General features: G+C 38.5%; 15 protein-coding genes. 4 read left to right on the top strand and 11 right to left on the bottom strand.

Annotated features, from left to right (window positions below):
* Nucleotides 1-70 precede the first annotated feature (70 nt).
* The 3 genes from KHS79_RS14345 to KHS79_RS14335 all read right to left on the bottom strand — a co-directional run bounded on the left by KHS79_RS14345 (nucleotide 71) and on the right by KHS79_RS14335 (nucleotide 5,164).
* Nucleotides 71-3,280, bottom strand: coding sequence for an ATP-binding protein (locus KHS79_RS14345; protein WP_212719893.1), 3,210 nt, complete (start codon nucleotides 3,278-3,280; stop codon nucleotides 71-73).
* A 33-nt stretch (nucleotides 3,281-3,313) separates the two neighbouring features.
* Nucleotides 3,314-4,351: an ABC transporter substrate-binding protein gene (locus KHS79_RS14340; protein WP_212719892.1), complete on the bottom strand. Its 1,038-nt coding sequence runs from the start codon at nucleotides 4,349-4,351 to the stop codon at nucleotides 3,314-3,316.
* A gap of 195 nt (nucleotides 4,352-4,546) precedes the next feature.
* Nucleotides 4,547-5,164 carry a DUF924 family protein gene (locus KHS79_RS14335; protein ID WP_212719890.1) on the bottom strand — a complete coding sequence of 206 codons (618 nt, stop codon included), beginning with the start codon at nucleotides 5,162-5,164 and terminating at the stop codon, nucleotides 4,547-4,549.
* 141 nt (nucleotides 5,165-5,305) lie between these two features.
* On the opposite strand from KHS79_RS14335, the gene KHS79_RS14330 reads away from it, so the two are divergent.
* From KHS79_RS14330 to KHS79_RS14315, 4 genes are all read left to right on the top strand, one after another.
* On the top strand, nucleotides 5,306-6,280 hold the full coding sequence (locus tag KHS79_RS14330) for an HlyD family secretion protein (RefSeq protein WP_212719888.1): 975 nt from the start codon (nucleotides 5,306-5,308) through the stop codon (nucleotides 6,278-6,280).
* Between the two features lie 221 nt (nucleotides 6,281-6,501).
* Complete coding sequence (rbbA, locus tag KHS79_RS14325) at nucleotides 6,502-9,237, top strand: ribosome-associated ATPase/putative transporter RbbA (protein ID WP_212719886.1); 2,736 nt, start codon at nucleotides 6,502-6,504, stop codon at nucleotides 9,235-9,237.
* A 1-nt stretch (nucleotide 9,238) separates the two neighbouring features.
* Nucleotides 9,239-10,363 (top strand): ABC transporter permease, encoded by a 1,125-nt coding sequence (locus tag KHS79_RS14320; RefSeq protein WP_212719884.1) that lies wholly within the window; start codon nucleotides 9,239-9,241, stop codon nucleotides 10,361-10,363.
* A gap of 196 nt (nucleotides 10,364-10,559) precedes the next feature.
* Complete coding sequence (locus KHS79_RS14315; protein ID WP_212719882.1) at nucleotides 10,560-12,350, top strand: alkaline phosphatase D family protein; 1,791 nt, start codon at nucleotides 10,560-10,562, stop codon at nucleotides 12,348-12,350.
* A 70-nt stretch (nucleotides 12,351-12,420) separates the two neighbouring features.
* On the opposite strand, the gene KHS79_RS14310 is transcribed toward KHS79_RS14315, so the two are convergent.
* From KHS79_RS14310 to pdhA, 8 genes are all read right to left on the bottom strand, one after another.
* Nucleotides 12,421-13,431 carry a tryptophan--tRNA ligase gene (locus tag KHS79_RS14310; RefSeq protein ID WP_212719879.1) on the bottom strand — a complete coding sequence of 337 codons (1,011 nt, stop codon included), beginning with the start codon at nucleotides 13,429-13,431 and terminating at the stop codon, nucleotides 12,421-12,423.
* Between the two features lie 546 nt (nucleotides 13,432-13,977).
* Nucleotides 13,978-14,454, bottom strand: a complete 477-nt coding sequence (locus tag KHS79_RS14305; protein ID WP_212719877.1) for a hypothetical protein — start codon at nucleotides 14,452-14,454, stop codon at nucleotides 13,978-13,980.
* Between the two features lie 357 nt (nucleotides 14,455-14,811).
* Entirely contained in the window at nucleotides 14,812-16,344 is a 1,533-nt protein-coding gene (locus KHS79_RS14300; protein ID WP_027707364.1) for a SpoVR family protein, read from the bottom strand.
* Nucleotides 16,341-17,615, bottom strand: coding sequence for a YeaH/YhbH family protein (locus KHS79_RS14295; protein WP_027707365.1), 1,275 nt, complete (start codon nucleotides 17,613-17,615; stop codon nucleotides 16,341-16,343). Before KHS79_RS14295 ends, KHS79_RS14300 begins: the two co-directional genes overlap by 4 nt.
* 24 nt (nucleotides 17,616-17,639) lie before the next feature.
* Nucleotides 17,640-19,562: a PrkA family serine protein kinase gene (locus KHS79_RS14290; RefSeq protein ID WP_027707366.1), complete on the bottom strand. Its 1,923-nt coding sequence runs from the start codon at nucleotides 19,560-19,562 to the stop codon at nucleotides 17,640-17,642.
* A 114-nt stretch (nucleotides 19,563-19,676) separates the two neighbouring features.
* Complete coding sequence (locus tag KHS79_RS14285; RefSeq protein WP_212719875.1) at nucleotides 19,677-20,783, bottom strand: dihydrolipoamide acetyltransferase family protein; 1,107 nt, start codon at nucleotides 20,781-20,783, stop codon at nucleotides 19,677-19,679.
* On the bottom strand, nucleotides 20,780-21,769 hold the full coding sequence (locus KHS79_RS14280) for an alpha-ketoacid dehydrogenase subunit beta (protein WP_212719873.1): 990 nt from the start codon (nucleotides 21,767-21,769) through the stop codon (nucleotides 20,780-20,782). Before KHS79_RS14280 ends, KHS79_RS14285 begins: the two co-directional genes overlap by 4 nt.
* Entirely contained in the window at nucleotides 21,762-22,865 is a 1,104-nt protein-coding gene (pdhA, locus tag KHS79_RS14275; RefSeq protein ID WP_212719871.1) for a pyruvate dehydrogenase (acetyl-transferring) E1 component subunit alpha, read from the bottom strand. Before pdhA ends, KHS79_RS14280 begins: the two co-directional genes overlap by 8 nt.
* Nucleotides 22,866-23,244: the final 379 nt, after the last annotated feature.

Raw genomic sequence — 23,244 nt, 5'->3', positions numbered from 1 at the left:
ATCTGCCTTTCATGAGCCCTCTTAGTTACTTGCTAACTAAGGGGGCTAAGTGTTTTCTTACCATATGCTACTAGACAACCAGAGCACCTTTAAATTTTTCAGGATAGTGCTTCTTAAGTTCAGATAAATACTTTTTTGCCAGTGGCACTTGCTGATCATATTCCAGATAGATGATCAACTGGCTGCTACTTACTGACTGTACTCTAAAAGGGTTAACCACATAGGAACGGTGAACCTGAAATAAGTATTCACTTTCAATAAAAAATAAAATTTTCTTAAGTGGAATACGGATAATTTCTTCCTTAATACTATCATTAACTAACTTAACAACAATACAGTAGTTTTTTTCAACCTTGATAAAGAGAATACTTTGCAATATTGGCGTAATATGACTTTGAATAAGCGCATTGTCTGGGTTTGCGCTTATTCGGCGTATTTGCTCAACGCTTCTCTGGGTCTGTAGCACTATGTTACGTACCCACTCCTCTGACGAAGATTTTGGAAAAGATGCTGCCAATGTATAGTAACTAGATATTTTCACAAACATTGCTACTGATTTATTATGAGTCTCAATCAATTCGTTATCTTTTTCCAGGAATGAAGGGTAACTATTAAGTAGTTTATCAGCTGATTCGCTATGACTGATTGTTTTTCCTTCAAAAAATGTAGCTGCAGCATCTATTAAGGGATCATTAGCCAGTAACTCATAAGTTGCTAAAATCATTTCTTCATGAGATTTAAACTCACAAATATTATTTGAAAATTGATGCAGCTGACTCATACGCTTACGATGAATGAGTAACTCTAACTGAATTTTAACCCTAGCCAATAGCTCATCTTTAAAGAATGGTTTAGTTAAGTAGTCATTACCACCTACATTAAAACCATGCACTAGATCCCTCAACTGATTACGGGCCGTCAAAAAGACAATCGGTAAATCATAGCTTGTAAACTCTTCACGTAATATTTTACAAACTTCATAGCCATCCATTTCAGGCATCATAATATCTAATAAAATAAGGTCTGGTTTATTTTTGTTAATATAATTTAAAGCATCTTCACCAGAATAGGCAGTAATAACTTTGATGTTACTCTCATTTAAATGATTTAAAATAATATCTAAATTAATTGGTTCATCATCCACAGCTAAAATTACAAAATCTTTAACTTGACCTTCTGTTATTTGTGGTGCTTCTAGTATGTCACTAAACTCAACAGGTATCTCTAGAGCTGATGCAGAATATTGTAACAACTCATTATCTACTGATGGTAACTCATCACTGACAGGAAGAGTAAAAATAAAACGTGTGCCTTTTGAAAGTATAGATTCTACTTTAATACTTCCACCATGAAGCTCTACAAGCTGTTTGGTTATAGACAAACCTAAACCAGTACCACCATAACTACGATTAGCACCTGAATCTGTTTGTTTAAATGCATCAAAAATACGTGCTTGATCTTCTGGATTGATGCCAATTCCAGAGTCACTGACTATCACTTCTACATTATTTTCTTTAACTTTAGCAAGAATCTGAATCTCTCCTACATCAGTAAATTTAATCGCATTACCAATTAGATTTTGAAATATTTGCTGTAAGCGATATTGATCTGCATGCACACAAATATCATTGGGTACTAAATTTACCAATACGACTGGTTTTTTATTGATTAACGAAGCAGAAATAGAAATATCTAAGTCAACAATTTGGCGAAGATTCAGTGATTGTTTTTTTAATCGAATTTGCTTTTGTTTGAGTTTAGCCGCATCGAGGATATCATTAACTAAATTCGATAATCTCCGACCACTATTAATGATATTAGTTAAAGTTTTAGTATATCGATCAGGAACACGACCCACTAGTGATTCCGCCAGACCAATAATACCATTTAAAGGTGTTTTTAGCTCATGGGTTGTATTGGCAAGCAAGTCATTTTTAAACTCATCAAGCTTTTTCAGGTCGATATTTTGCTGCTCAATCTTATGTATTTTATCAGCGATTGCCTTTCGCATAGTACCAAAACTATTCGCCAACCTGCCAATTTCATCATTCCTGTGGATATTGATAGCTTGAGATAAATTCCCACCTGCAATTTTTTCTGCGATATTTGTCAGAGCAAGAATAGGTCTCGCAATTGTACTCGCAGTCAAATACCCAATTAATATAATCAATCCAATTACGATAATTGCGATTATAATAGCTAGTTTTTGTAATTCTGTAATCGTTGCAAATGCTTCTTGCGTTGTGACTTCAGCAATAAGTGCCCAACGTTCGTTAAACACTGTAATCGGCGTATAAGCACTCAATACTTCATCACCCAGATAGGATGTTGTCACTAAGATATTTGCTTTGCCATCAAGTGCTTCATTGACAGCCAGTGTTGATATTGAAGAAGTACTTGTTTTTTTAAATGTAGCTTCAATTGAATATCTATCAGGAGCTCTGTAACCATTTGATCGCATGAAATGATCGGAACCAACAAGATAAGTTTCGCCAGTACTGCCTAATCCAGCTCTAGTTGACATAACTTTATCAATTTTTGCAAAAGGTATCTGAAAAATAATTACGCCCTGAAATTTACCATATTCATAAAGCGGAACAGAAATAAATGACGATATTTTATAATCAATTTTATCAAAACTTGTGAATATTATATTATTTTTGCTTGCTGCCTGTTCAGCAACCTTGAACGCTTTTCCTAGTCCCGTGTTAGCATAATCTCCGTTCACTAAATTTTGACCAAAGCTTTTTTCTTTAATAACAGAGTAAACAATATCTCCGTTATTGGTAACCAAGTATAAGTTATCAAAACTAAACTGATCAATAATTTTTTTTAAAAAAGGATGTATCTCTTCATGACTATAATCATAGTAATCCCTGTTAGCATTTATATTAGTTTTTTCAGCTTCTGTTCCTACCACAAATAATTTTTGTAGAATTGTCAAAGCACCCTTATCCGTTTTTGCTAAAGGTTTTATATCTTCTTTAAAGCTTGATAGGTACTTCAGTATATAAGTATTACTTGTATTAGCGAACTTACTATCTACATTACCTACAAGATATTGTATTTGGTCATGAACTTGCTTAAAGTATTCATCCAAGTTTGATTTCTTGATATCCCTCAAAGAAGATAGTTGATTAAATGCTTGTTGCTCTAGATTTTTTGTAAAATAGCTCAACATTAAAAATGAAATAGTAACAAATGGTACTATACTAATTACCAAGTAGGTAAAAGTAAGCTTATTTTTTAAACTTAAGTTATTAAATAATCGACGCAACATATTTATAAAACTTATGAATATAAAGTGAATAACTCAGTTTTTTAATACTCTTTTTTTATAAAGCTCAATCAGCCTATGCCGATTTTGTCCTGCCCAGGTGAAATCATAATCAATTAACTGACTTCTATTAACTTTTGGTGCTCTCGATAATCTCTGCATTTTTACCAGGACAGGATTTTGGTAGTTTGACTGAATAAACAGCCTTTGTCCTTTCTCAGAGAGAATAAAGTCTATTAGTTTTTTGGCTGCTGCTGGATTCGGTCCATTTTTGATTAAGCTAAGCCCACCTATTTCATGTCCTGTTCCTTCCTCAGGTACAATAATATCTATATTTTTTTCAGGAAATCTATTTTTTTCTTCAACCCATTCATGTAGAAATGTTATTGTGATTGCTAAGCGTCCTTGAGAAGTGAGTCGTGAGTGCGAATTTAAATATCCTGCAAGATTATTATGAAGTTTATCGAGATAATTAAATGCAGCTTCTTCTCCCATCATTTGAACAAGTGTCGCTACTGTCGTGTAGGCTGTTCCTGAGACCATGGGGCTTTTCATGCCTATAAGACCATGGTACTTACTTTCTACTAATGACTGCCAACTATGAGGCACAGGAAGATTATTTGCTTTTAAAATATCATTATTGACAATAAATCCTAGCACTCCAGTATAAAGCCCTGTTACGCTGTTATTACCAAGTGGATTACGAAATGTTGGATCAAGTTCATCAAAATTAGTTGGACGATAAGGCTGAATCAACCCTTCATAAGCAGCTTGTGCATGTGCACCAATGCTCCCGCCTATCCAGACATCGCCCTTCGGTTGATCACGCTCACCTTCTAATCTTGCTAACGTTGCTCCACTACCATTCATTCTATATATATGTGCTTTAATTCCTGTAGCTTTTCTAAACGCTTTACTTACCTCATTGCTAAAACTCGTAACAGAATAAACAACAACGTGACTTTTCCTTTCTTTAGCACTTATTAACCCAGCATAAATAATTAGCAAGCAAAGCAACCAAATGCAATTTATTCTACTCACTATACTATTCAGTTGCTGGCTTTTAACTGACATAAACAGCTAGCCTGATATATATCATAATTTTGCTTTATCTCCTTACCACTAGTTTAAATGTATACAACTGCTTAATTTCTATGCTAACCACACTTTAGTTGGTATATATCATCTTGAAAATCACTATTTTATTAACTTAACATTAGATGTCATTGATATTTATCCAATATAGGTGTAACTGAGAATTCTATAGAATTATTGTCCAAAATTTGTACCTTTCTCCTCTAAGTATATTGTTTCTTCTGGAGTGGAGATACGTCCCAATGTTCTATTTCGATGAGGAAAACGACCAAACTGCCTTATGATTTTCTGATGTTGAACTGCATAGTCATAAAAAGCATACAGTTGAGAGTAAAGTGGTGATGAAGCTTCAACTTCACTTGTTACTTCTTTAAATAACCTTACTGCTTGTTCTTGCTCTAAAAGACATTCAGCGTGTTCAAAAGGCATATAACAGAATATACGCATTAAGTACGGGAGCTGTTTGTGCTGCCCTTTCAGTAAAGCTTGTTTAGCATGATGTAGCGCTGCTGCATCATATTTATAGGCACAGGCTGTTGATCGGTAAATATTCCTTGGAATCTGGTCTAACAAAATGATTAGCGCTAGCCGTCCTTCTGCGCTTTCCTCCCAATGCTTGAGAGCGCCATTCTCAGCAGCAAAAACCCATGATTCAAATGTAATACGTAACTCACTATCATGATCAGCTGTCGCATTAAACCATTTGTTACGTATTTCGACAGACACATTACCTTCAGAGTCTAACTCTCCAAACCAGGCAGTAATTACTTTTTCAGGTTGCTTTTCTTCCATACTTGTTGCTCCAGGTAGTAGTATATAGACGACTTGTTTGGTATTAATAAGCTCTATACAAGATTAACATCAATAATAGATATACAGAGTAAATCATATAATCGTTAGAGTGCTATAACGGACTATTAGGTGGTCAAGTTGATGAATACGACCAAAAAATCACCTGTTTTATATTGGATTTTTGGCTTGTTAGTACTGGCTGCAGTGCTAAGCGCCATCTATTACACGTTCTACTATGCAAGTGCCCCTGTCTACTTTGCAATTGGAAATGGTCGCTTGGAAGCTAATGATGTTCACATTGCCAGCAAGCTTCCAGGACGCATAGAACAGGTTACCGTCAAGGAAGGTGATCAGGTTATAAAAAGCCAACTGGTTGTTAAAATGGACACCAAAACACTTGAGGCTCAACTTAAGCAAGCAGAGTCACAAGTATTAAAAGCCAAAGTCGAACGTCAACGGGCAATGGCTATTGTTGAAGAACGAAACAGCGAGTGTAAATACGCAAAAAAACAGCTACAGCGTACACAAGACTTAATCCAAAGAAATTTTGCCTCTGAAGATGATTTAGATACTGCACAATTGAAAGTGGAAACGACACAAGCTGCCTGTGCCGCAGCAGAAGCTATGGTTGAGGTAGCGGAGGCTTCAATACAGGCAGCCCAAGCATCTGTAGAACGTCTTAAGGCCGATTTAGAAGACAGTAGCATTACTTCACCCATATCAGGCAGAGTACTTTATCGCATTGCTGAGCCAGGCGAAATTGTGGCTAGTGGTAGTAAAATTTTAACTATAATTGATCTTTCAGATGTTTATATGACCATCTTTTTAAGTGAGATGGATGCAGGTAAAATTTCCATGGGAAGTAGTACACGGATTATTCTGGATGCTGTACCTGAGTTACCCATTCCTGCTGAAGTCAGTTTTATCTCTCCTCTTGCGCAATTTACACCTAAGGTTGTAGAAACCCGAGAAGAACGCAGTAAGTTACGTTTTAGAGTAAAAGTCAGTGTAAACAACGCGTTTTTACAAGACCATATTGATTTAATTAAACCTGGCATGCCTGGTATGGCTTACATAAAGCTTAATCCTGAAGCAGAGTGGTCTGATATTCTTTAAGCACAGCTTTATAAAGTGATCATTTATATACCCACAACGAAGGATTTTAGAGAGACTAGCCAGCTCTGTTAAGGCTAGCGATAGCAACCACAACTGTCTTAAAAGTGCTAGGACAATATGATTAGCGCGCATTAAATCGATTCGCGAAGGGTATAAATGTAATTTCTGTAATAAGTACGATTTAGCGCTGCTGTTTATCACGATGCAATAAAGGCATTCTCATGAATAGGCCAAGTGAAGTCGTAATTGTTGATCAAGTCACTCATTATTATAAGCAACAGATAGCCCTATCCAATATTACACTCAGCATTACTAAAGGAACCATCGCTGGCCTAATAGGACCTGATGGAGTTGGTAAGTCTACATTATTAGGTTTGGTCGCTGGGGTAAAAAAAATACAACATGGTGAAGTTCATTTATTTTCTCAAAACATCCAGCTAAGTGCTGTCAGAAATCAGTTGTGCCATCGTATAGCTTATATGCCGCAAGGGCTTGGTAAAAACCTTTATGCAACATTGTCAGTTTATGAAAACTTACGGTTTTTTAGCCAGCTTTTTGGTCAAAACCAACAGCAATGTAAACAACATATAGAAGAGTTGTTGTTAGCTACTGGTTTAGCACCCTTTGCCAAACGACCTGCAGGTAAATTATCTGGGGGCATGAAACAAAAACTTGGGCTTTGCTGTGCACTGATTCATGATCCTGATTTACTGATTTTGGATGAACCCACGACGGGTGTTGATCCATTATCACGTATGCAATTCTGGGAGTTGATTACGCGTATAAAGTCTCGCACCCCAGATATGACCATTTTGGTCGCTACTGCTTACATGGAAGAAGCAGAGCGCTATGACTGGCTTGCAGCTCTTTATGGAGGAAGACTTTTAGCCACAGGAAGCCCTAAAGTACTTTGTGAGCAAACACAAACAACAAGCCTTGATGAAGCCTTTAAGGCACTACAGCCTGAATGCACACCACAAGCTAATTTAATCATTCCACCTTATCAGCAAAATAGTAAACCAGTTGCTATTGAGGCTGCACAGTTAACAAAGCGCTTTGGTGACTTTACTGCGGTTGATCAGGTTAACTTCCAAATTTACCAAGGTGAGATATTTGGTTTTTTAGGCTCCAATGGTTGTGGAAAAACCACTACGATGAAAATGCTAACGGGTTTATTACCTCCAACTGAAGGTAAAGCAACATTATTTGGTGAACCTATGAATAGCAGAAGTCTTTCTCATCGTAAAAATATTGGCTTTATGTCGCAAAGCTTTTCACTTTACCAAGAACTTACAGTGAAACAAAATCTTTTATTACATGCTCGTCTGTTTCAGCTGCCAAGTACCGAAGCAAATCATCGGATTAATGAATTACTCTCTCGTATGTCATTAACAAATGTAGCTGATGAGCAAACTGCAGACTTACCGCTTGGTATTAAACAACGTTTGTCATTAGCTGTAGCTATTATTCATCGTCCTAAAATTCTGATTCTGGACGAACCTACTTCAGGTGTAGACCCAATCGCCAGGGACCAGTTTTGGCAATTACTGGTGGAGCTTTCCCGCAATGAGAACGTAACTATTTTTATTTCCACCCATTTTATGAATGAGGCTGAACGTTGTGACAGAATTTCGCTGATGCACGCCGGAAAAGTTTTAGCTGCAGGTACAGCTGAAGTGCTTATCAGTGAAAAGCAAGCGACGAATTTAGAAGCTGCATTTATTCGATACCTACAAGAAAGCAAGCAGACTGAAGAGCTTCAAAAAAACCAAGACTCAACAGTACAGCCGCCCCAAAAAGCCATTGCATCCCCAAAAAACCCCATTAAAACTCGTTCACTATCCTGGCAACGTTTATGGGCTTATGCACAGCGCGAAGCGATGGAAATCCAACGTGATCCCATACGTTTTTTATTTGCGTTATTGGGTCCTATCTTTTTATTGATAGTTATGGGGTATGGCATTTCTATGGATGTGAAACACATGAAATACGCTGTACTCGATCGCGATCAAACCCAATATAGTCGCCACTACCTAGAAGCATTTGAAGGCTCTAAGTATTTTCAACAGCAGCTTGTGATAAGCAACGACCAACGAGCTGAACTTGCCCTTGTCAGGGGCGAAGTCGAGCTAGTCATTGAAGTTCCACCTCAATTCGGACGGCAAATGCTAAAAGGAGAATCTCCTGAAGTAGGAATATGGATTGATGGGGCAATGCCTTTTCGGGCCGAAACTATTCGTGGTTATGTACAAGGTGTTCATCAAAACCATCTACAGCAGTTAGCCAAAACCAACGCTCATGCAACGCCTCAACAGTTAAAAATTGAACCGCGCTTTCGCTATAATCAGAGCATTGAAAGCATCTATGCTATTGTGCCTGGAGTTATGGCTACCCTACTAACGTTTATCCCAGCCATGCTTATGGCTGTTGCCGTCGTGCGAGAAAAAGAGTTAGGTTCTATCACCAATTATTATGCAACCCCAACCACCCACCTTGAGTTTTTATGGGGTAAACAGCTACCTTATATTGCATTGTCTATTATTAATTTCATGTCGCTTTTTCTTGTAACTTGGTTATTTTTTGGGGTTCCAATCAAAGGTAGCTTTTCGCTATTATTTGTTGGTTCTTGTTTGTATGTTATAGCAACCACTGCTTTGGGATTACTGATTTCAACCTTCACCACAACTCAAGTGGCTGCTTTATTCGGTACTTTAATTATTACCATCATTCCATCTATTAATTTTTCTGGTTTAATTAGTCCTGTTGCATCTCTTTCTGGTGGGGCTTCAATTATGTCAACCTATTTCCCTGCCGCTTATTACCTAGATATCACTGTAGGTATTTTTACAAAAGCTACTTCTTGGGCTGACCTCAAACTAAATTTTGCAGCAGTTATTGGTTTCTTTGTCACCTTTACGCTACTTAGCGTACTCTTTTTACCCAAACAGGAACGGTAATATGAAGTTTCTGCAATCTGTTTTTTGGCTGGGTTTAAAAGAAATAGCCAGCCTACGTCAAGATAAAGTCATGCTTTTTCTGATGACATTTGCATTTACTGTTTTTATTTATGTCCCTGCAAAAGAGACTGGTTTGGAAATGCGAAATGCAGCTGTTGCAGTTGTAGATGAAGATAATTCACCATTATCACGTCAAATAATTTCTTCACTTCTTCCTCCATACTTTCAAAACCCACATTTCATTACGTTTAATGATATTGATAAAACGATGAATCAAGGTATTTATACCTTTGTTTTGCTTATTCCAAGCAAATTTTCACAAAAGCTAGCCCATGGGCTTGAAGAAAGTGTACAAGTTTATATTGATGCAACCGCTATGAGTCAGGCTGTTATTGGTTTAGATTATATTCAAAATATAATAACCAACGAAGTTACGCAGTTCTTTAATCAAGAAGATTCAGCAAATCCTCTTATTAACTTAAATATTAGAATTAGATTCAATGAAAACCTATACAGCAGCTGGTTCATGGCAGTAAATCAGTATATTAATGTTATTGGTATGCTTGCTATAGTTCTGACAGGTGCAGCTTTAATTAGAGAACGAGAGCATGGAACAATTGAACATTTATTAGTAATGCCTTTAACGCCTGCAGAAATAATGCTCGCTAAAATTTGGTCGAATGGGCTAGTCATAGTTTTGGCATCATTGCTTTCTTTAAAGCTAGTTATTGGCGAAGCATTAGCAATTCCTGTTCGAGGAGAAATAGGATTATTTATTATTGGCACATGCAGTTACTTATTTGCAGTAACTTCACTTGGTATCTTCTTAGGTACAGTAGCTAATTCAATGCCACAGCTTGGACTACTTTTTCTGCCTATAGTCGTAGTGATGAATGTTTTATCAGGAGGAATAACGCCTTTAGACAACATGCCATCTGCCATTCAGTACCTTATGAAAATATTTCCATCTACTCACTTTGTTGAACTCAGTAGTGCCGTACTATTTCGTCAAGCAGATTTAGCGATTGTTTGGCAGCCCTTACTTACTATTATTGCTATTGGAATAGTTTTCTTTTCAGTATCACTACAACGACTTAGAAAAACAGTTGGCAAAAATTTATCGTAAATATACCCTTTATCAGCCTACTTTTATTACCAATACATAATATACGAACAAATTAGTCTTTTACTGAAAGCAAATTGCAATTTATTTGGCAGCAAGTCCATACATAAGAATCATATTTATTTAAAGAAACATTAACATTTAGCTGCTACTTTCCTTTTCGGTCACCAAGCAAAATGACAATAATAAAGGAAAAAGTATGTCAGCCCTAAACCGTCGAAAGTTTATAGGCCTAATGAGTGCTGGATTAGCTTCACCTTATATAATTAGTTCCACTCAAGCAAAAACCTTACAGCCAAACTTAGTTTCTAATAACAATGATTATCCACTGCCAGATAATAGTTTAATAAATATTGATAGCGCAAATGAAATATTTCCTCAGTCAGTTGCCTCGGGTGACCCAACGGATAGTGGGGTCATTCTTTGGACAAGGGTTAATCCTGTAAAGTATAGTGAATATGAGCCTTTAATTTTTCAAGTTTGCCTAGACAATCGTTGCGAGTCACTCTATTTGCAAGGTGAAGTCCACCCTGAACAATTAAGTTCTTTATTAGATTATACTGTAAAAATTGATTTAGATGGCCAGCTTGAACCAAATCTAACGTACTACTATCGTTTTATTTATAAAAATACGTCAAGTAAAATTGGGCGCTGTAGAACAACTTCTTCAAACCATAGCACGCTAAAAAGTCTTAAAATAGCGGTTTTAACTTGCCAGGATTTTACCAATGGTTACTATGGTGTTTATGACTTTATTGCAAAAGATAGTTCAATTGATTTTGTTGTACACCTAGGTGACTTTGTTTATGAAAGTACAGGCGATAAAAGTTTTCAAGCAAATAAATACGATGATAGAAAAATAAAGTTACCTAGTGAGTCTGGCTATGCGTCTAATTTAGATGATTATCGACATATTTATCGTCGATATAGGCAAGATGAATATCTTACCACCTGCTTAGAAAGCCACACTTGGATAATGACTACAGATGACCATGAAACCGCTAATGATTGTTATTGGGATTATGCCCGAGATACACTAGGTGCACCAGACCACCCATATACCAAAGACAGTGAGTTTGGAAATAATGAGGATTTATTACGGTCACTCAAGCTGTCAGCACAACAAGCCTGGTTTGAATATACCCCGACACGCGCTGCTTTGACTTATGATAAAACACATCCTCACCAGTTTTTACGTATTTATCGTCATTTTACATTCGGGGACTTAGTCACTATAAACATGCTGGATACACGCACCTATCGAACAGCCCCACCGTGTGGTGATCGTCGTGTATTTGAACGCTACTTTCCAATTGGCTGCACAGATCAATATGATGCTGAAAACTCTATGTTGGGGTATCAACAAAAAGAATGGCTATTTAATAATTTGAGCAGTTCTAAAACAGTGTGGAATGTTTTGGGTAACCAGACTTATATGGGGCGACTGGCAGCAACACTACTTGGGCAGGAGCTAGCTTTACTTACAGTTGATTCATGGGATGGTTTTCAATATGAGCGCCGACAATTAGCAGAGTTTATTCGAAATTATAATGTTGATAATTTCGTTGTACTCACAGGAGACTTACACTGTAATATATCTTCATATTTAAAAGTTGATTATGAAAAATCGCTTAATACGGGATTAGATAATAATCTCGTAGGTGTTGAGTTCATGACACCATCTGTCACATCGACAACATTTTTAGATGGTATAGAGCAACATCTTAAGTATAAAGTTAAAAAACCAGAATTACTTCGTTTGTTTAGCGAAGGTGCAGTACGTATCAATAATCCACATATTAAAACTTTTAATGCGAATGATCATGGTTATGCGACATTAGAGTTTTTCCATGATCATTGTGAGTGGGTTGTATATGGTGTTAGCAAGGAAACCTCTGGACATGGTTTAACTAAACGCCCTATTTCACATGTGCATAAATATACTGAGCTACCTTGGCTATTCAAAAAATCCACTCGGAATATCAACTAATTTAGCTTTTGTTTAACCATAAAAAAGGCTGCCAGTAGCAGCCTTTTTAATTTAACTATCAATCAGACTTTTATTCTATGGGTCTAATACCAATACCATGACGAATTTTTTGTAAAAACGGCTTCGCTTCAGCTCGTGCTTTTTCTGCACCAGCTTTTAGTATTGTTTCTACATACTGAGGGTCTTCCATAAGTGCATCATAGCGCTCTCTTGGCCCTTGTAATTGTTCATTGAGGTATTCAAATAACGCTTGTTTTAACTCACCCCATCCAGAACCGTTATAATACTGCTGCCGCTTTTCTTCAATTTCACTGGGTGCCGCAAATGCAGAAAAAATCTGAAACAGTGTACAGGTGTCTGGGTCTTTTGGTTCACCAGGCTCCAGACAGTTCGTTTTAATTTTCATTATGAGCTTACGCAACTTTTTCTCTGGAGCGAAAAGAGGAATCACATTATCGTAACTCTTACTCATTTTTCGTCCATCCAGCCCATTTAATACAGCCGTATTTTCATCGACAACGGCCTCAGGCAAGGCAAACTTCACCTTATAATGATGGTTCATACGTGCGGCAATATCCCGTGCCATTTCCAAATGCTGAATCTGGTCTCTACCAACAGGTACTTTGTGCGCATTGAACATCAAAATATCCGCCGCCATCAGTACAGGATAAGAGAATAACCCCATTGTGATTCCTTTATCAGGATCAGCTTCTTCATCATCGATGTTTTGTTGAACAGCGGCTTTATAGGCATGCGCTCTGTTCATCAGACCCTTTGCTGTCATGCAGTTCAAGATCCAGCACAACTCAGTGATTTCTGGGATGTCAGACTGCCGGTAAAAAGTAACGCGATCAACATCTAGACCCAGTGCCAGCCAAGTAGCTGCAATTTCACGAGTAGACTGATGAACTCTGATGGGATCTCGGGTTTTAATAATCGAGTGATAGTCCGCTAAGAAGAAAAATGACTCTACATTTTCTTTACGGCTATCTTCTATTGCAGGACGAATCGCTCCCACATAATTACCCAAATGTGGTGTCCCTGAGGTCGTAATACCAGTTAAAACACGGGTCTTTTTCATAACATATTCTTTTTGCTGAAACCTGCTGGAAATAATTCTTTTATTCAGGTGGGAAATTATACCTAAACTAGAAAAGATATATGAGGTCTACAATGAAAACTCGTAGATTTCTTAGAAGTGTAAATGGCCTCAAGGCCACCAAAAGAAAGGGATTTTAATCATTATTTACGTGCGATAGGTAGTTTCCACAAACAATTGGGTACATGTACGAATTTGTTGTTTGACTTGATTATCTATACTTATACCCAGTTAAGTTACTCGCTTGACTCCTAATTGGTACACTTTCATTGCCCTGATCCCCTCCAAATCGGTCAGGGCTGTTTTTTTATATTCGCGAACTATAACTACAATTCCCTGGCAGGTCTAGTCTTTTTTCTTCTTCTCGCCAATCTAACCAACCAGTCCAGTTTCTAACTAATTGTAAATTAACACTATTTTCTAAAAATTATCAATAAATTAGTTAAAGCTTATCAGAAATATTCTTTAACTTAATAAAGTGATCAACTTCACTAAACATTGAAGCTGATCAGTATCAGTTTCTCAGACTTATAATATTGAACGATCAAATTCCCACGCACCCTCATTAAAACAAGCAATAGCTGGTCGCTGTAACTGCTGAACCTGGCCAGTATCACCTATCGTTTCAACAGTGATGCTGTAATTACGACAGTTAAGTCCTTCACTATTTTGGTATTTGCTCCCAGCAGTAAATCCCATGGTTCCCTGGCTCTCATTTTTCCATTGTCGGTATTCACCATCCTTGAAGCTATTAAAGGCATCTTGAATACTTTGCTCTTCAAGTTTCGATATTGTGGTTAGATCAATCTCGCTGTCATAACTCCATAGGGTCCATTTAACAATGTGCGTTCGATCATAACTCCAAATATCTTGTACCTGGTCTACAGCCTCAGGCTGGTTTGTTGCTGTCTCAGCATTATCTTTAGGCTTTACTTGAGTGCCAGTCTGACAACCTGCCAACAACACTGTAATGACAGCAGTATAGATGGCATAACTCAGTTTCATAACATTGATTCCCCAAACATGGTCAAAATACCCAACACGTTTCCCACCCATAGCTGTTCAAAATTCAGCAATCACTGGGTGTATACCCTTCACTTCGGGTATAACTAAAAAAGAAAGGTACTAAAAACATAGACCACTAATTACATAGTTTGTCACAAAGCAACAGCTTATGCTCGACTATGGTCGACAATCAAGTGTAAATGAGGAGGAGAGCACTCTCTTGAAGTAGTTTTATCAAAACTAGTACCTAAATAGGCCACTTTGTACACAACACTCACATTACAAGCAGCCTCTATCGACTCAACTAACTTATATCGACCCAACCAACTTACTGGATGCCCGATGTTGAGTAAAAAGCTAGGTAAGCTCTATTAAACTGCGCTCTTCTTCAACCTCTTTTGGGGGGCAATGGAAGCTACTATGGACTTTATCATCTCGAATGGATTCTAAATGAACATCAAACCCCCACAAGTTATGTACATGCTTCAGCATTTCCGCCGTTGTTTTGCCCAAAGGACGATGATGGTGCTGATAATGCCTTAATGTTAGAGAACGGTCTCCTCTTACATTTACATTATAAACTTGGATATTGGGCTCGCGATTACCAATATTATACTGTGATGCCATAGCTTCACGAACCAAGCGATAACCCTCATCATCATGAATAGCTGAAACTTCAAGGTAAGGCAGGTTTTCATCATCAGTAATGGCAAATAGCTTCAAATCACGCATAATTTTTGGTGATAAAAATTGCAGAATAAAGCTTTCGTCTTTGAAATTCTCCATGGCAAACTTCAAAGTCTCTAACCAGTTTGATCCGGCAATATCAGGAAACCAGCGTTTATCTTCTTTGGTTGGGTTTTCGCAAATACGCTTAATATCCATCATCATATGAAAACCCAGTGTATATGGGTTAATACCACTATAACGAGGATCATCAAACGCTGGCTGGAAGACAACATTTGAGTGTGAGTGCAACATCTCCATGATAAAACCATCTGTTACGAGACCTTCATCGTACAGATGGTTGAGCAAAGTATAGTGCCAAAAGCAGGCCCATCCTTCATTCATAACTTGTGTTTGACGCTGTGGATAAAAGTACTGGGCTACTTTACGAACAATACGAATCATTTCCCGTTGCCAGGTTTCCAGCAAAGGTGCATTCTTTTCAAAAAAGTATAAAATATTTTCTTCAGGATCTTCAGGGAATTTCTTTTCTTCTATGCTTTTATCTTTATCTAAATTTTTTGGGATAGTATTCCATAGCTCATTAATTTGTCTTTGACGATATTCTTCCCGCTCAATTTGTCGTGCTTTTTCTTCTTCAGTGGATATAGGTGCGGGTCTTTTATAACGGTTAACACCATAATTCATCAATGCATGGCATGAATCTAATAAGTCTTCTACCGCATCTATACCGTATTTTTCCTCACACTGTGCAATATAATTTTTAGCAAAGAGCAGATAATCGACAATTGATGTCGCATCCGTCCAGGTTTTAAATAAATAATTTCCCTTGAAAAATGAATTATGACCATAACAAGCGTGAGCAATTACTAACGCTTGCATCGTCATAGTATTTTCTTCCATCAGGTAGGCAATACATGGACTTGAATTTATAACTATTTCATAAGCCAACCCCATGTGCCCACGCTGGTAGTTTTGTAGTGTATGTAAGAAATGTTTACCAAAAGACCAGTGAGAGTACATCAGAGGCATACCTGTAGAAGCATAAGCATCCATCATTTGCTCAGAGCTAATGATCTCAATTTGGTTTGGGTAAGTGTCTAAACCATAATGCTCAGCAACCCTGCCAATTTCTTTGTCATACAGCTCAATTTGTTCAAACGTCCATTCTGACCCTGTAGAAATAGGCTGCTTTTTTTTCATGCTTCCTTCCTTTCAAATAATCGACGGAAGACAGGATAAATATCACTGACCGTCTTAATTTGCTGCATAGCAAACGTTTCGTGAAAGGCTTCATAAACTGCTTCATACTCTCGCCATAAGTTTTGATGGTGTCTATCAGTTATTTCTACATAAGCGAAATACTGCACTAAAGGCATAATTCCATTAACGAGAATATTACTGCATATACTTGAGTCACCCTCCCAATTATCACCATCAGATGCCTGGGCTATATAAATATTCCACTGAGCAGGAGAATAGCGCTCCCGAATGATATCTCTTGACAATTCAAGCGCACTGGAAACAATCGTCCCACCAGTTTCCCTTGAATAAAAAAAGTCATTTTCATCAACTTCTTTTGCTGATGTATGATGTCGGATAAAAACTACTTCAATCTCTTTATAGGTTCTACACAAGAACAAATACAACAAAATAAAAAAGCGCTTAGCGATATCTTTTATTTCTTGAGTCATTGAGCCAGAAACATCCATTACACAAAACATAACCGCTTTTGTGCTAGGAACAGGTGTTTTAATAAAGTTATTATACTTCAAGTCAAACTCATCAATAAAAGGCAAACGCTTCAGCTTTGCATTGAGTTCTTTAATTCGCTCCCTTAAAAACTCAACTCGCTCTTGATCTGCTTCTTCCGGACTGACTTCCATTTCTCTGAGTTCACGTTTTAACTGCCTGATTTCTCTGCGTTCAGAGCCACTAAGTGCAATTCGTCTAGCATGAGCACTACGCAAAGAACGAATAATGTTTAATTTTTCAGGCGTGCCTTTACTTGAAAAACCTGCCAGTCTGAATTTGTATGCAATCGTCTCTTTTAACTGCTTCTTGACTAAATTCGGAAGCTCGAGGTCTTCGAACATATACTCAAGAAACTCTTCATGATTGATCTGAAAGGTGAATTCATCCATGCCTTCACCTTGGTTACTGGCTTTACCACTCCCAGGACCCTGACCTGCTCCAGCTTCTGGACGTCTAATCTTGTCACCCTTTACAAACTCTTTATTACCAGGGTGAACAATATTGTTAAAACCACCACGACCATGTTGAAAGTTTGGCTCTGACAGATCTTTATTAGGAATGGTAATCTGACTACCGCTTTCGATATCAGTAATACTGCGCTTGTTGACAGCATCTGCTACTGCACGTTTGATATGCTTTTTGTAACGCCTTAAAAAACGCTGTCGGTTTACCGTACTTTTATTTTTTCCATTTAAACGTCTGTCAATAATATGAGTCATGGCGGCACCCGTAATGGTCTAATTTTATTGTGATTTCCTTACCCGGATATACCACTCACACAACAGCCTTACTTGCTTCTCAGTATAACCACGCTCAATCATACGCTTGACAAACTCTCCATGTTTACGCTGGTCTTCATTAGATGCTTTCGCATTGAAAGAAATAACAGGTAGTAGGTCTTCTGTATTTGAGAACATCTTTTTCTCAATAACAGTACGCATTTTTTCATAGCTAAGCCATGAAGGATTTTTACCTTTGTTATTCGCTCTAGCACGAAGCACAAAGTTGACAATTTCATTACGAAAATCTTTCGGGTTAGCAATACTCGCAGGTTTTTCAATTTTCTCTAGTTCGTCATTGATAGCACCCCGATCCAAAATATCGCCAGTTTCTGGGTCACGATATTCTTGGTCCTGAATCCAGAAGTCCGCATAAGTTACATAGCGATCAAAGATGTTTTGACCATATTCACTGTAAGACTCAAGATAGGCGGTCTGGATTTCTTTACTGAGGAAATCAATATATTTAGGTGCCAGGAACTCTTTAATAAAACGTAAGTAACGTTCATGCACCTCAGGTGGATATTGCTGCTGTTCAATCTGCTGTTCTAATACATACAACAGGTGTACTGGGTTAGCGGCAACTTCACTAGGATCAAAGTTAAAGACTTTGGACAATATTTTAAATGCAAAACGTGTTGATAACCCTTCCATACCTTCATCAACACCCGCTGCATCTTTATATTCTTGCAACGACTTCGCATTAGGGTCAGTGTCTTTTAAATTTTGCCCATCATAAACCCGCATTTTAGAGAAAATATTCGAATTTTCTGGTTCTTTTAGACGAGACAATACAGAAAATTGTGCAAGCATCCTTAGTGTATCAGGTGCACAAGGCGCTTCACGCAGAGAACTGTGTAGTAATAATTTTTCGTAAATTTTGATTTCTTCTTTGACGCGTAAACAATAAGGTACTTTAACGATATACACCCGGTCGATAAATGCCTCATTCGTCTTATTGTTTTTAAAACTTTGCCACTCTGACTCGTTCGAGTGCGCAAGTATTATTCCTTCGAAAGGAATACTACCCATACCTTCTGTACTATTATAATTTCCCTCTTGGGTTGCAGTGAGTAAAGGGTGAAGCACTTTAATTGGTGCCTTAAACATTTCCACGAATTCTAGCAAGCCTTGGTTAGACCGACATAACCCACCTGAGAAGCTATATGCATCAGGATCATTTTGTGCGTATTCTTCTAACTGTCGAATATCGACTTTCCCGACAAGGCTTGAAATATCCTGGTTATTTTCATCACCAGGTTCTGTTTTTGCAATAGCGACTTGGTGTGCTAAAGATGGATAAAGCCTTATCACTCTGAATTTAGAAATATCTCCGCCATATTCTTTCAAACGTTTAACAGCCCATGGGGACATAGTTCCTTTTATATAGCGCTTTGGAATACCATACTCTTCTTCTAATATTTCTCCATCTTCATCAGGATTAAATAGACCCAAAGGTGATTCAAATACTGGTGAACCTTTAATGGCATAAAAAGGTACTTTTTCCATTAAACGTTTGAGTTTTTCTGCAAGTGATGACTTACCACCACCGACAGGACCTAATAAATATAAAATCTGTTTCTTTTCTTCCAAGCCTTGCGCAGCATGTTTAAAATAAGAAACTATTTGTTCAATAGATTCTTCCATGCCATAAAACTCTTCAAAGGCAGGGTATTTTTTTATTAACTTATTAGAAAAAATTCGACTTAACCTTGAATCAAATGACGTATCAACTAATTCAGGTTCTCCAATCGCATTTAACATACGTTCGGCAGCATTTGCATACGCCATTGGATCCTTTTTACAAAGTTCGAGATATTCATGTAATGAGATCTCTTCCTGCTGGGTATTGATATACCTGCTTTTTACAGTATCAAAAATATCCATTGCACTCACCCACTGAAACCCTACTGATTAGAAATGACCTAGCTTCTCAACCCGTTAGACTAGTTTTTTAAAGAAATGTTGTTTTTAAATTAAGTATATATGTTTTTCGATTTTTCAGGACTCAAGATGCATTTTAATTGCATGCAGAAATCGCGCCGCTTCTCCCCCAGTAACTGCGCGGTGATCGAATGTTAAGGAAAGGGGTATAATTTTATGAATACTAACTTGATCGGCTACAACAATAGGCTCACGCCGAATTTTACCTGTTCCCAAAATACACACGGTTGGAGGAACAACTATAGGACTTGCATACCGTCCTGCAATGGTGCCAAAGTTGCTAAGAGTTAGTGTAGCACCTTGTAGCTCAGATGGAGGGATTGTTCTTGCTTTAACATCAGCACGCAATCGATTTAAACCTTCTCGTAAGTCTTCACGGGACCGACCTGTAATATTCCTTAACACTGGTACAAAAAGTCCTTTTTCAGTGTCTACAGCCACACCTAAATCAATATGTTTATGGAGTACACGAGTCATCCGAACCCCATCAAACCAAGCATTTAAGCCAGGTTCAGCCTCACATGCATGACCAATTGCTGAAACCAAACGAATGGTTATATCTTCCTTTTCTTGCCAATGTTCAATGTCGGCATCGTCAAAAATTGTGACAGGTACAACCTCTTGGTCTGCTTTGGCCATATTAATAGCCATCTGCCGCCTAACACCACGCACTGGCTCGCCACCAATAGCGGTTGAAGCTGCTGCTGCCTCAACATCCGCAGAAAGAATTTGCTGATTTGGCCCTGTGCCGGTTACTTGGCGTAAATCCACCCCCATTTTTTTGGCTAATGCGCGAATAGCAGGGGCAGCCTTTGGGCTTTGTTCAGCGCGAGACTCGGGCGGAGCACCAATAAAAAACTGTTCTTCCTCATCATCTTGTTTACTGGCTTGTTCTATTTTACCAACGACTGTGCCTGTGTCCTCGTCTTCTACGTTGGCGAACTCAACCAAAGGTTCTCCTGTATGAACCACATCCCCTTCTTTTGCAAAGAGTTTTGCAATTTGCCCCGTTTGTGGCGAGGGTACCTCAACAATAGCTTTGGCAGTTTCTACTGATACAAGTGGCTGGTCCTCCTCAACTGTGTCACCAGGCTTAACATGCCAGGTGACAATCTCAGCTTCAGGAATACCCTCTCCTAAATCTGGTAGTTTAAAAAATTTCATGCTTGCTCCATGCTTTGTTCAACAGCAGAAATAATGCGCTCAGTCGTTGGAATGTAATGCTTTTCCATTTGGTAGTAGGGCATTGTGATGTCGTAACCTGTCACACGCTTAACAGGCCCAAGTAAGTCAAAAAAAGCCTGTTCATGGAGTTGCGAAACAATCTCAGCACCCACCCCAAAGCTTCTAGCGGCCTCATGAATAACAACACAACGACCTGTTTTTTTGACCGAGTAAAGAATAGTCTCGATATCCAACGGCTTAATGCAGGCCACATCAATCACCTCAGCAGAAATATCCTTTTCAGCTAGCTGCTTAGCCGCCTGCATGGTTTCTAATATTGAGGCTCCCCAACTAACTAAGGTTATGTCGGTTCCCTGACGCAAGGTAAAGCAGGTGTCCAGAGGTAAAGACTGACCATCATCAGGCACCACTTGCTTTGTTGCCCGATAAATCCGTTTTGGCTCCATAAAAATAACCGGGTCGGGATTTTCTATAGCCGCTAACAGTAAGCCATAAGCTCGACGTGGCGAAGAGGGAATCACCACCCTTAAACCAGGTATATGAGCAAACAGTGCTTCTGTACTCTCAGAGTGATGTTCGGGCGCATGAATGCCACCACCAAAGGGAACTCTCACCACCAACGGGCAGGTTAATCGACCGCGGGTGCGGTTGCGCATTCTGGCAGCATGAGATACCAACTGTTCCATAGCTGCGTAGATAAAGCCAAGAAACTGAATTTCAGCAACAGGCTTTAAACCTTGTGTTGCCATGCCAATGCTGACACCTGCAATCAATGCTTCAGCTAAGGGGGTATCCATTACACGTTTAATACCAAAACGCTCTCTCAAGCCAACTGTTGCCCGAAATACGCCCCCATTAACCGCAACATCTTCTCCTAACACCACCACATCTTCATCTTTGCTCATGGCGAAATGAAGTGCTTGATTTACAGCTTCTACCAACGTTATGCGATTCTGCTCAGTCATGTTTCGCCCCCTGTACTGCCTTTCCTTGTAATTGATTTGCCATATCAGCATCACTGAGCTGTTCTGCTAAATCCACAGGGAGTTGTTCATAGTGGTAAAAGAAGAGGTCATCTAAGGACTGTTGTGGGGTTTGCAAGTACTCATCAACCGCTTGCTGTACTTGGTCAGCCGCTTGGGCCTGCAAGCGCTGCTCTTTGCTTTCATCCCACTCCCCCCGCTGATGAAGATAGTGCTGCAGGCGCTTAATGGGCTCTCTCTGCCAGGCCTCTCGCAGCTCTTCATTTGTTCTATAACGTGTTGCATCATCTGCCGTAGTATGATCACTCAATCGATAGCTTATTGCCTCTATGACTGTAGCACCTTTATGAAGTCTTGCTTTCAGCAAGGCCTCAGATATCACTTCGTGAAGTGCAATAACATCGTTGCCATCCACTTGCAGAGCAGGAATACCTGCACCTATTCCTTTTTGAGCAAGAGTTGGTGCTCCACACTGTATCTTTCGGGGAACCGATATTGCCCACTGGTTGTTATTGATAAGAAACACCACGGGTAACTGCCATACTCCTGCTAAGTTGATGGCTTCAAGAAAGTCACCTTTTGAAGTAGCACCATCTCCACAGGTACAAAGCACAGCACGCTGTTCACCTCGAATTTTAATTGCCGCAGCCACACCTGCAGCATGAGAAACCTGTGTCGCTATAGGCACACAGTAAGGTAAGTCTTTACCTACCTCAGGATTAGCGCTGCCTCGTTCATCCCCCCCCCAATATCGATAAACATCTGCCTGTTTCATTCCACGCATAACCATTGCATTATGATCACGGTAGTAAGGAACAAAGACATCTTCTTTGTTAAGTACTGAACCAATAACCACGTTAATAGCTTCCTGGCCCAATATTGAAGGATAAGTACCTAACTTACCGGTCCTTTGTAAACTAATTGCCTTTTGGTCTGCGTGACGAGCCATTACCATTTCACGATAGTAGTGCAGAAGCTGTTTAGGCTGTTCTGCCCACTGAGGTAAAGGCTGTGTTAACTCGCCTTTGTCATTTAAGTACTGCACATATTCAATGGCACATGCCGGGTTTCGCTTCATAAGCCAGCCCTCTTGTTATAATTAGGAGCTAACGATCAGTGGGTAACGGACCATTAGCCTTCAGCCCATTGAGCAAACGGGTAAATTACTCTTGGGTATATGCTGTTTATTAATAGCTGCGATACAATTATTAAACTTTGATTTCATAAAAAAATTAAATTTATAGCTATTCAAAGTAAATAACTTAGTTGCAACTTTACTTTAATCAATTACACCTACCAAAATATAAACTCGAAGACTCTAAACACACGAAAGTTACAACTATCGTCGGGATAATCCACCTACGTAATAAGTAAAATAAATAATAAAGATATGTTAATTCTATATTGCTATTTTTGACTAGGAGCTTAATGTTTTAGATTATTTTTTGGAAAGAATG

The organism is Zooshikella ganghwensis, from assembly GCF_018263875.1.
Lineage (GTDB): Bacteria > Pseudomonadota > Gammaproteobacteria > Pseudomonadales > Zooshikellaceae > Zooshikella > Zooshikella ganghwensis.
Note: the sequence above shows the minus strand (reverse complement) of the source record. Positions and strands in the feature narration are given on the sequence as shown.

Bases quoted from the DNA above. Each gene is read 5' to 3' on its own strand.
- KHS79_RS14300 (WP_027707364.1), bottom strand. From the start codon at position 16,344: ATGAAAAAAAAGCAGCCTATTTCTACAGGGTCAGAATGGACGTTTGAA.
- KHS79_RS14335 (WP_212719890.1), bottom strand. From the start codon at position 5,164: ATGGAAGAAAAGCAACCTGAAAAAGTAATTACTGCCTGGTTTGGAGAG.
- KHS79_RS14315 (WP_212719882.1), top strand. From the start codon at position 10,560: ATGTCAGCCCTAAACCGTCGAAAGTTTATAGGCCTAATGAGTGCTGGA.
- KHS79_RS14310 (WP_212719879.1), bottom strand. From the start codon at position 13,431: ATGAAAAAGACCCGTGTTTTAACTGGTATTACGACCTCAGGGACACCA.
- KHS79_RS14330 (WP_212719888.1), top strand. From the start codon at position 5,306: ATGAATACGACCAAAAAATCACCTGTTTTATATTGGATTTTTGGCTTG.
- KHS79_RS14345 (WP_212719893.1), bottom strand. From the start codon at position 3,280: ATGTTGCGTCGATTATTTAATAACTTAAGTTTAAAAAATAAGCTTACT.
- KHS79_RS14340 (WP_212719892.1), bottom strand. From the start codon at position 4,351: ATGTCAGTTAAAAGCCAGCAACTGAATAGTATAGTGAGTAGAATAAAT.
- KHS79_RS14295 (WP_027707365.1), bottom strand. From the start codon at position 17,615: ATGACTCATATTATTGACAGACGTTTAAATGGAAAAAATAAAAGTACG.
- rbbA (WP_212719886.1), top strand. From the start codon at position 6,502: ATGAATAGGCCAAGTGAAGTCGTAATTGTTGATCAAGTCACTCATTAT.
- KHS79_RS14320 (WP_212719884.1), top strand. From the start codon at position 9,239: ATGAAGTTTCTGCAATCTGTTTTTTGGCTGGGTTTAAAAGAAATAGCC.
- KHS79_RS14285 (WP_212719875.1), bottom strand. From the start codon at position 20,783: ATGAAATTTTTTAAACTACCAGATTTAGGAGAGGGTATTCCTGAAGCT.
- KHS79_RS14290 (WP_027707366.1), bottom strand. From the start codon at position 19,562: ATGGATATTTTTGATACTGTAAAAAGCAGGTATATCAATACCCAGCAG.
- KHS79_RS14305 (WP_212719877.1), bottom strand. From the start codon at position 14,454: ATGAAACTGAGTTATGCCATCTATACTGCTGTCATTACAGTGTTGTTG.
- pdhA (WP_212719871.1), bottom strand. From the start codon at position 22,865: ATGAAGCGAAACCCGGCATGTGCCATTGAATATGTGCAGTACTTAAAT.
- KHS79_RS14280 (WP_212719873.1), bottom strand. From the start codon at position 21,769: ATGACTGAGCAGAATCGCATAACGTTGGTAGAAGCTGTAAATCAAGCA.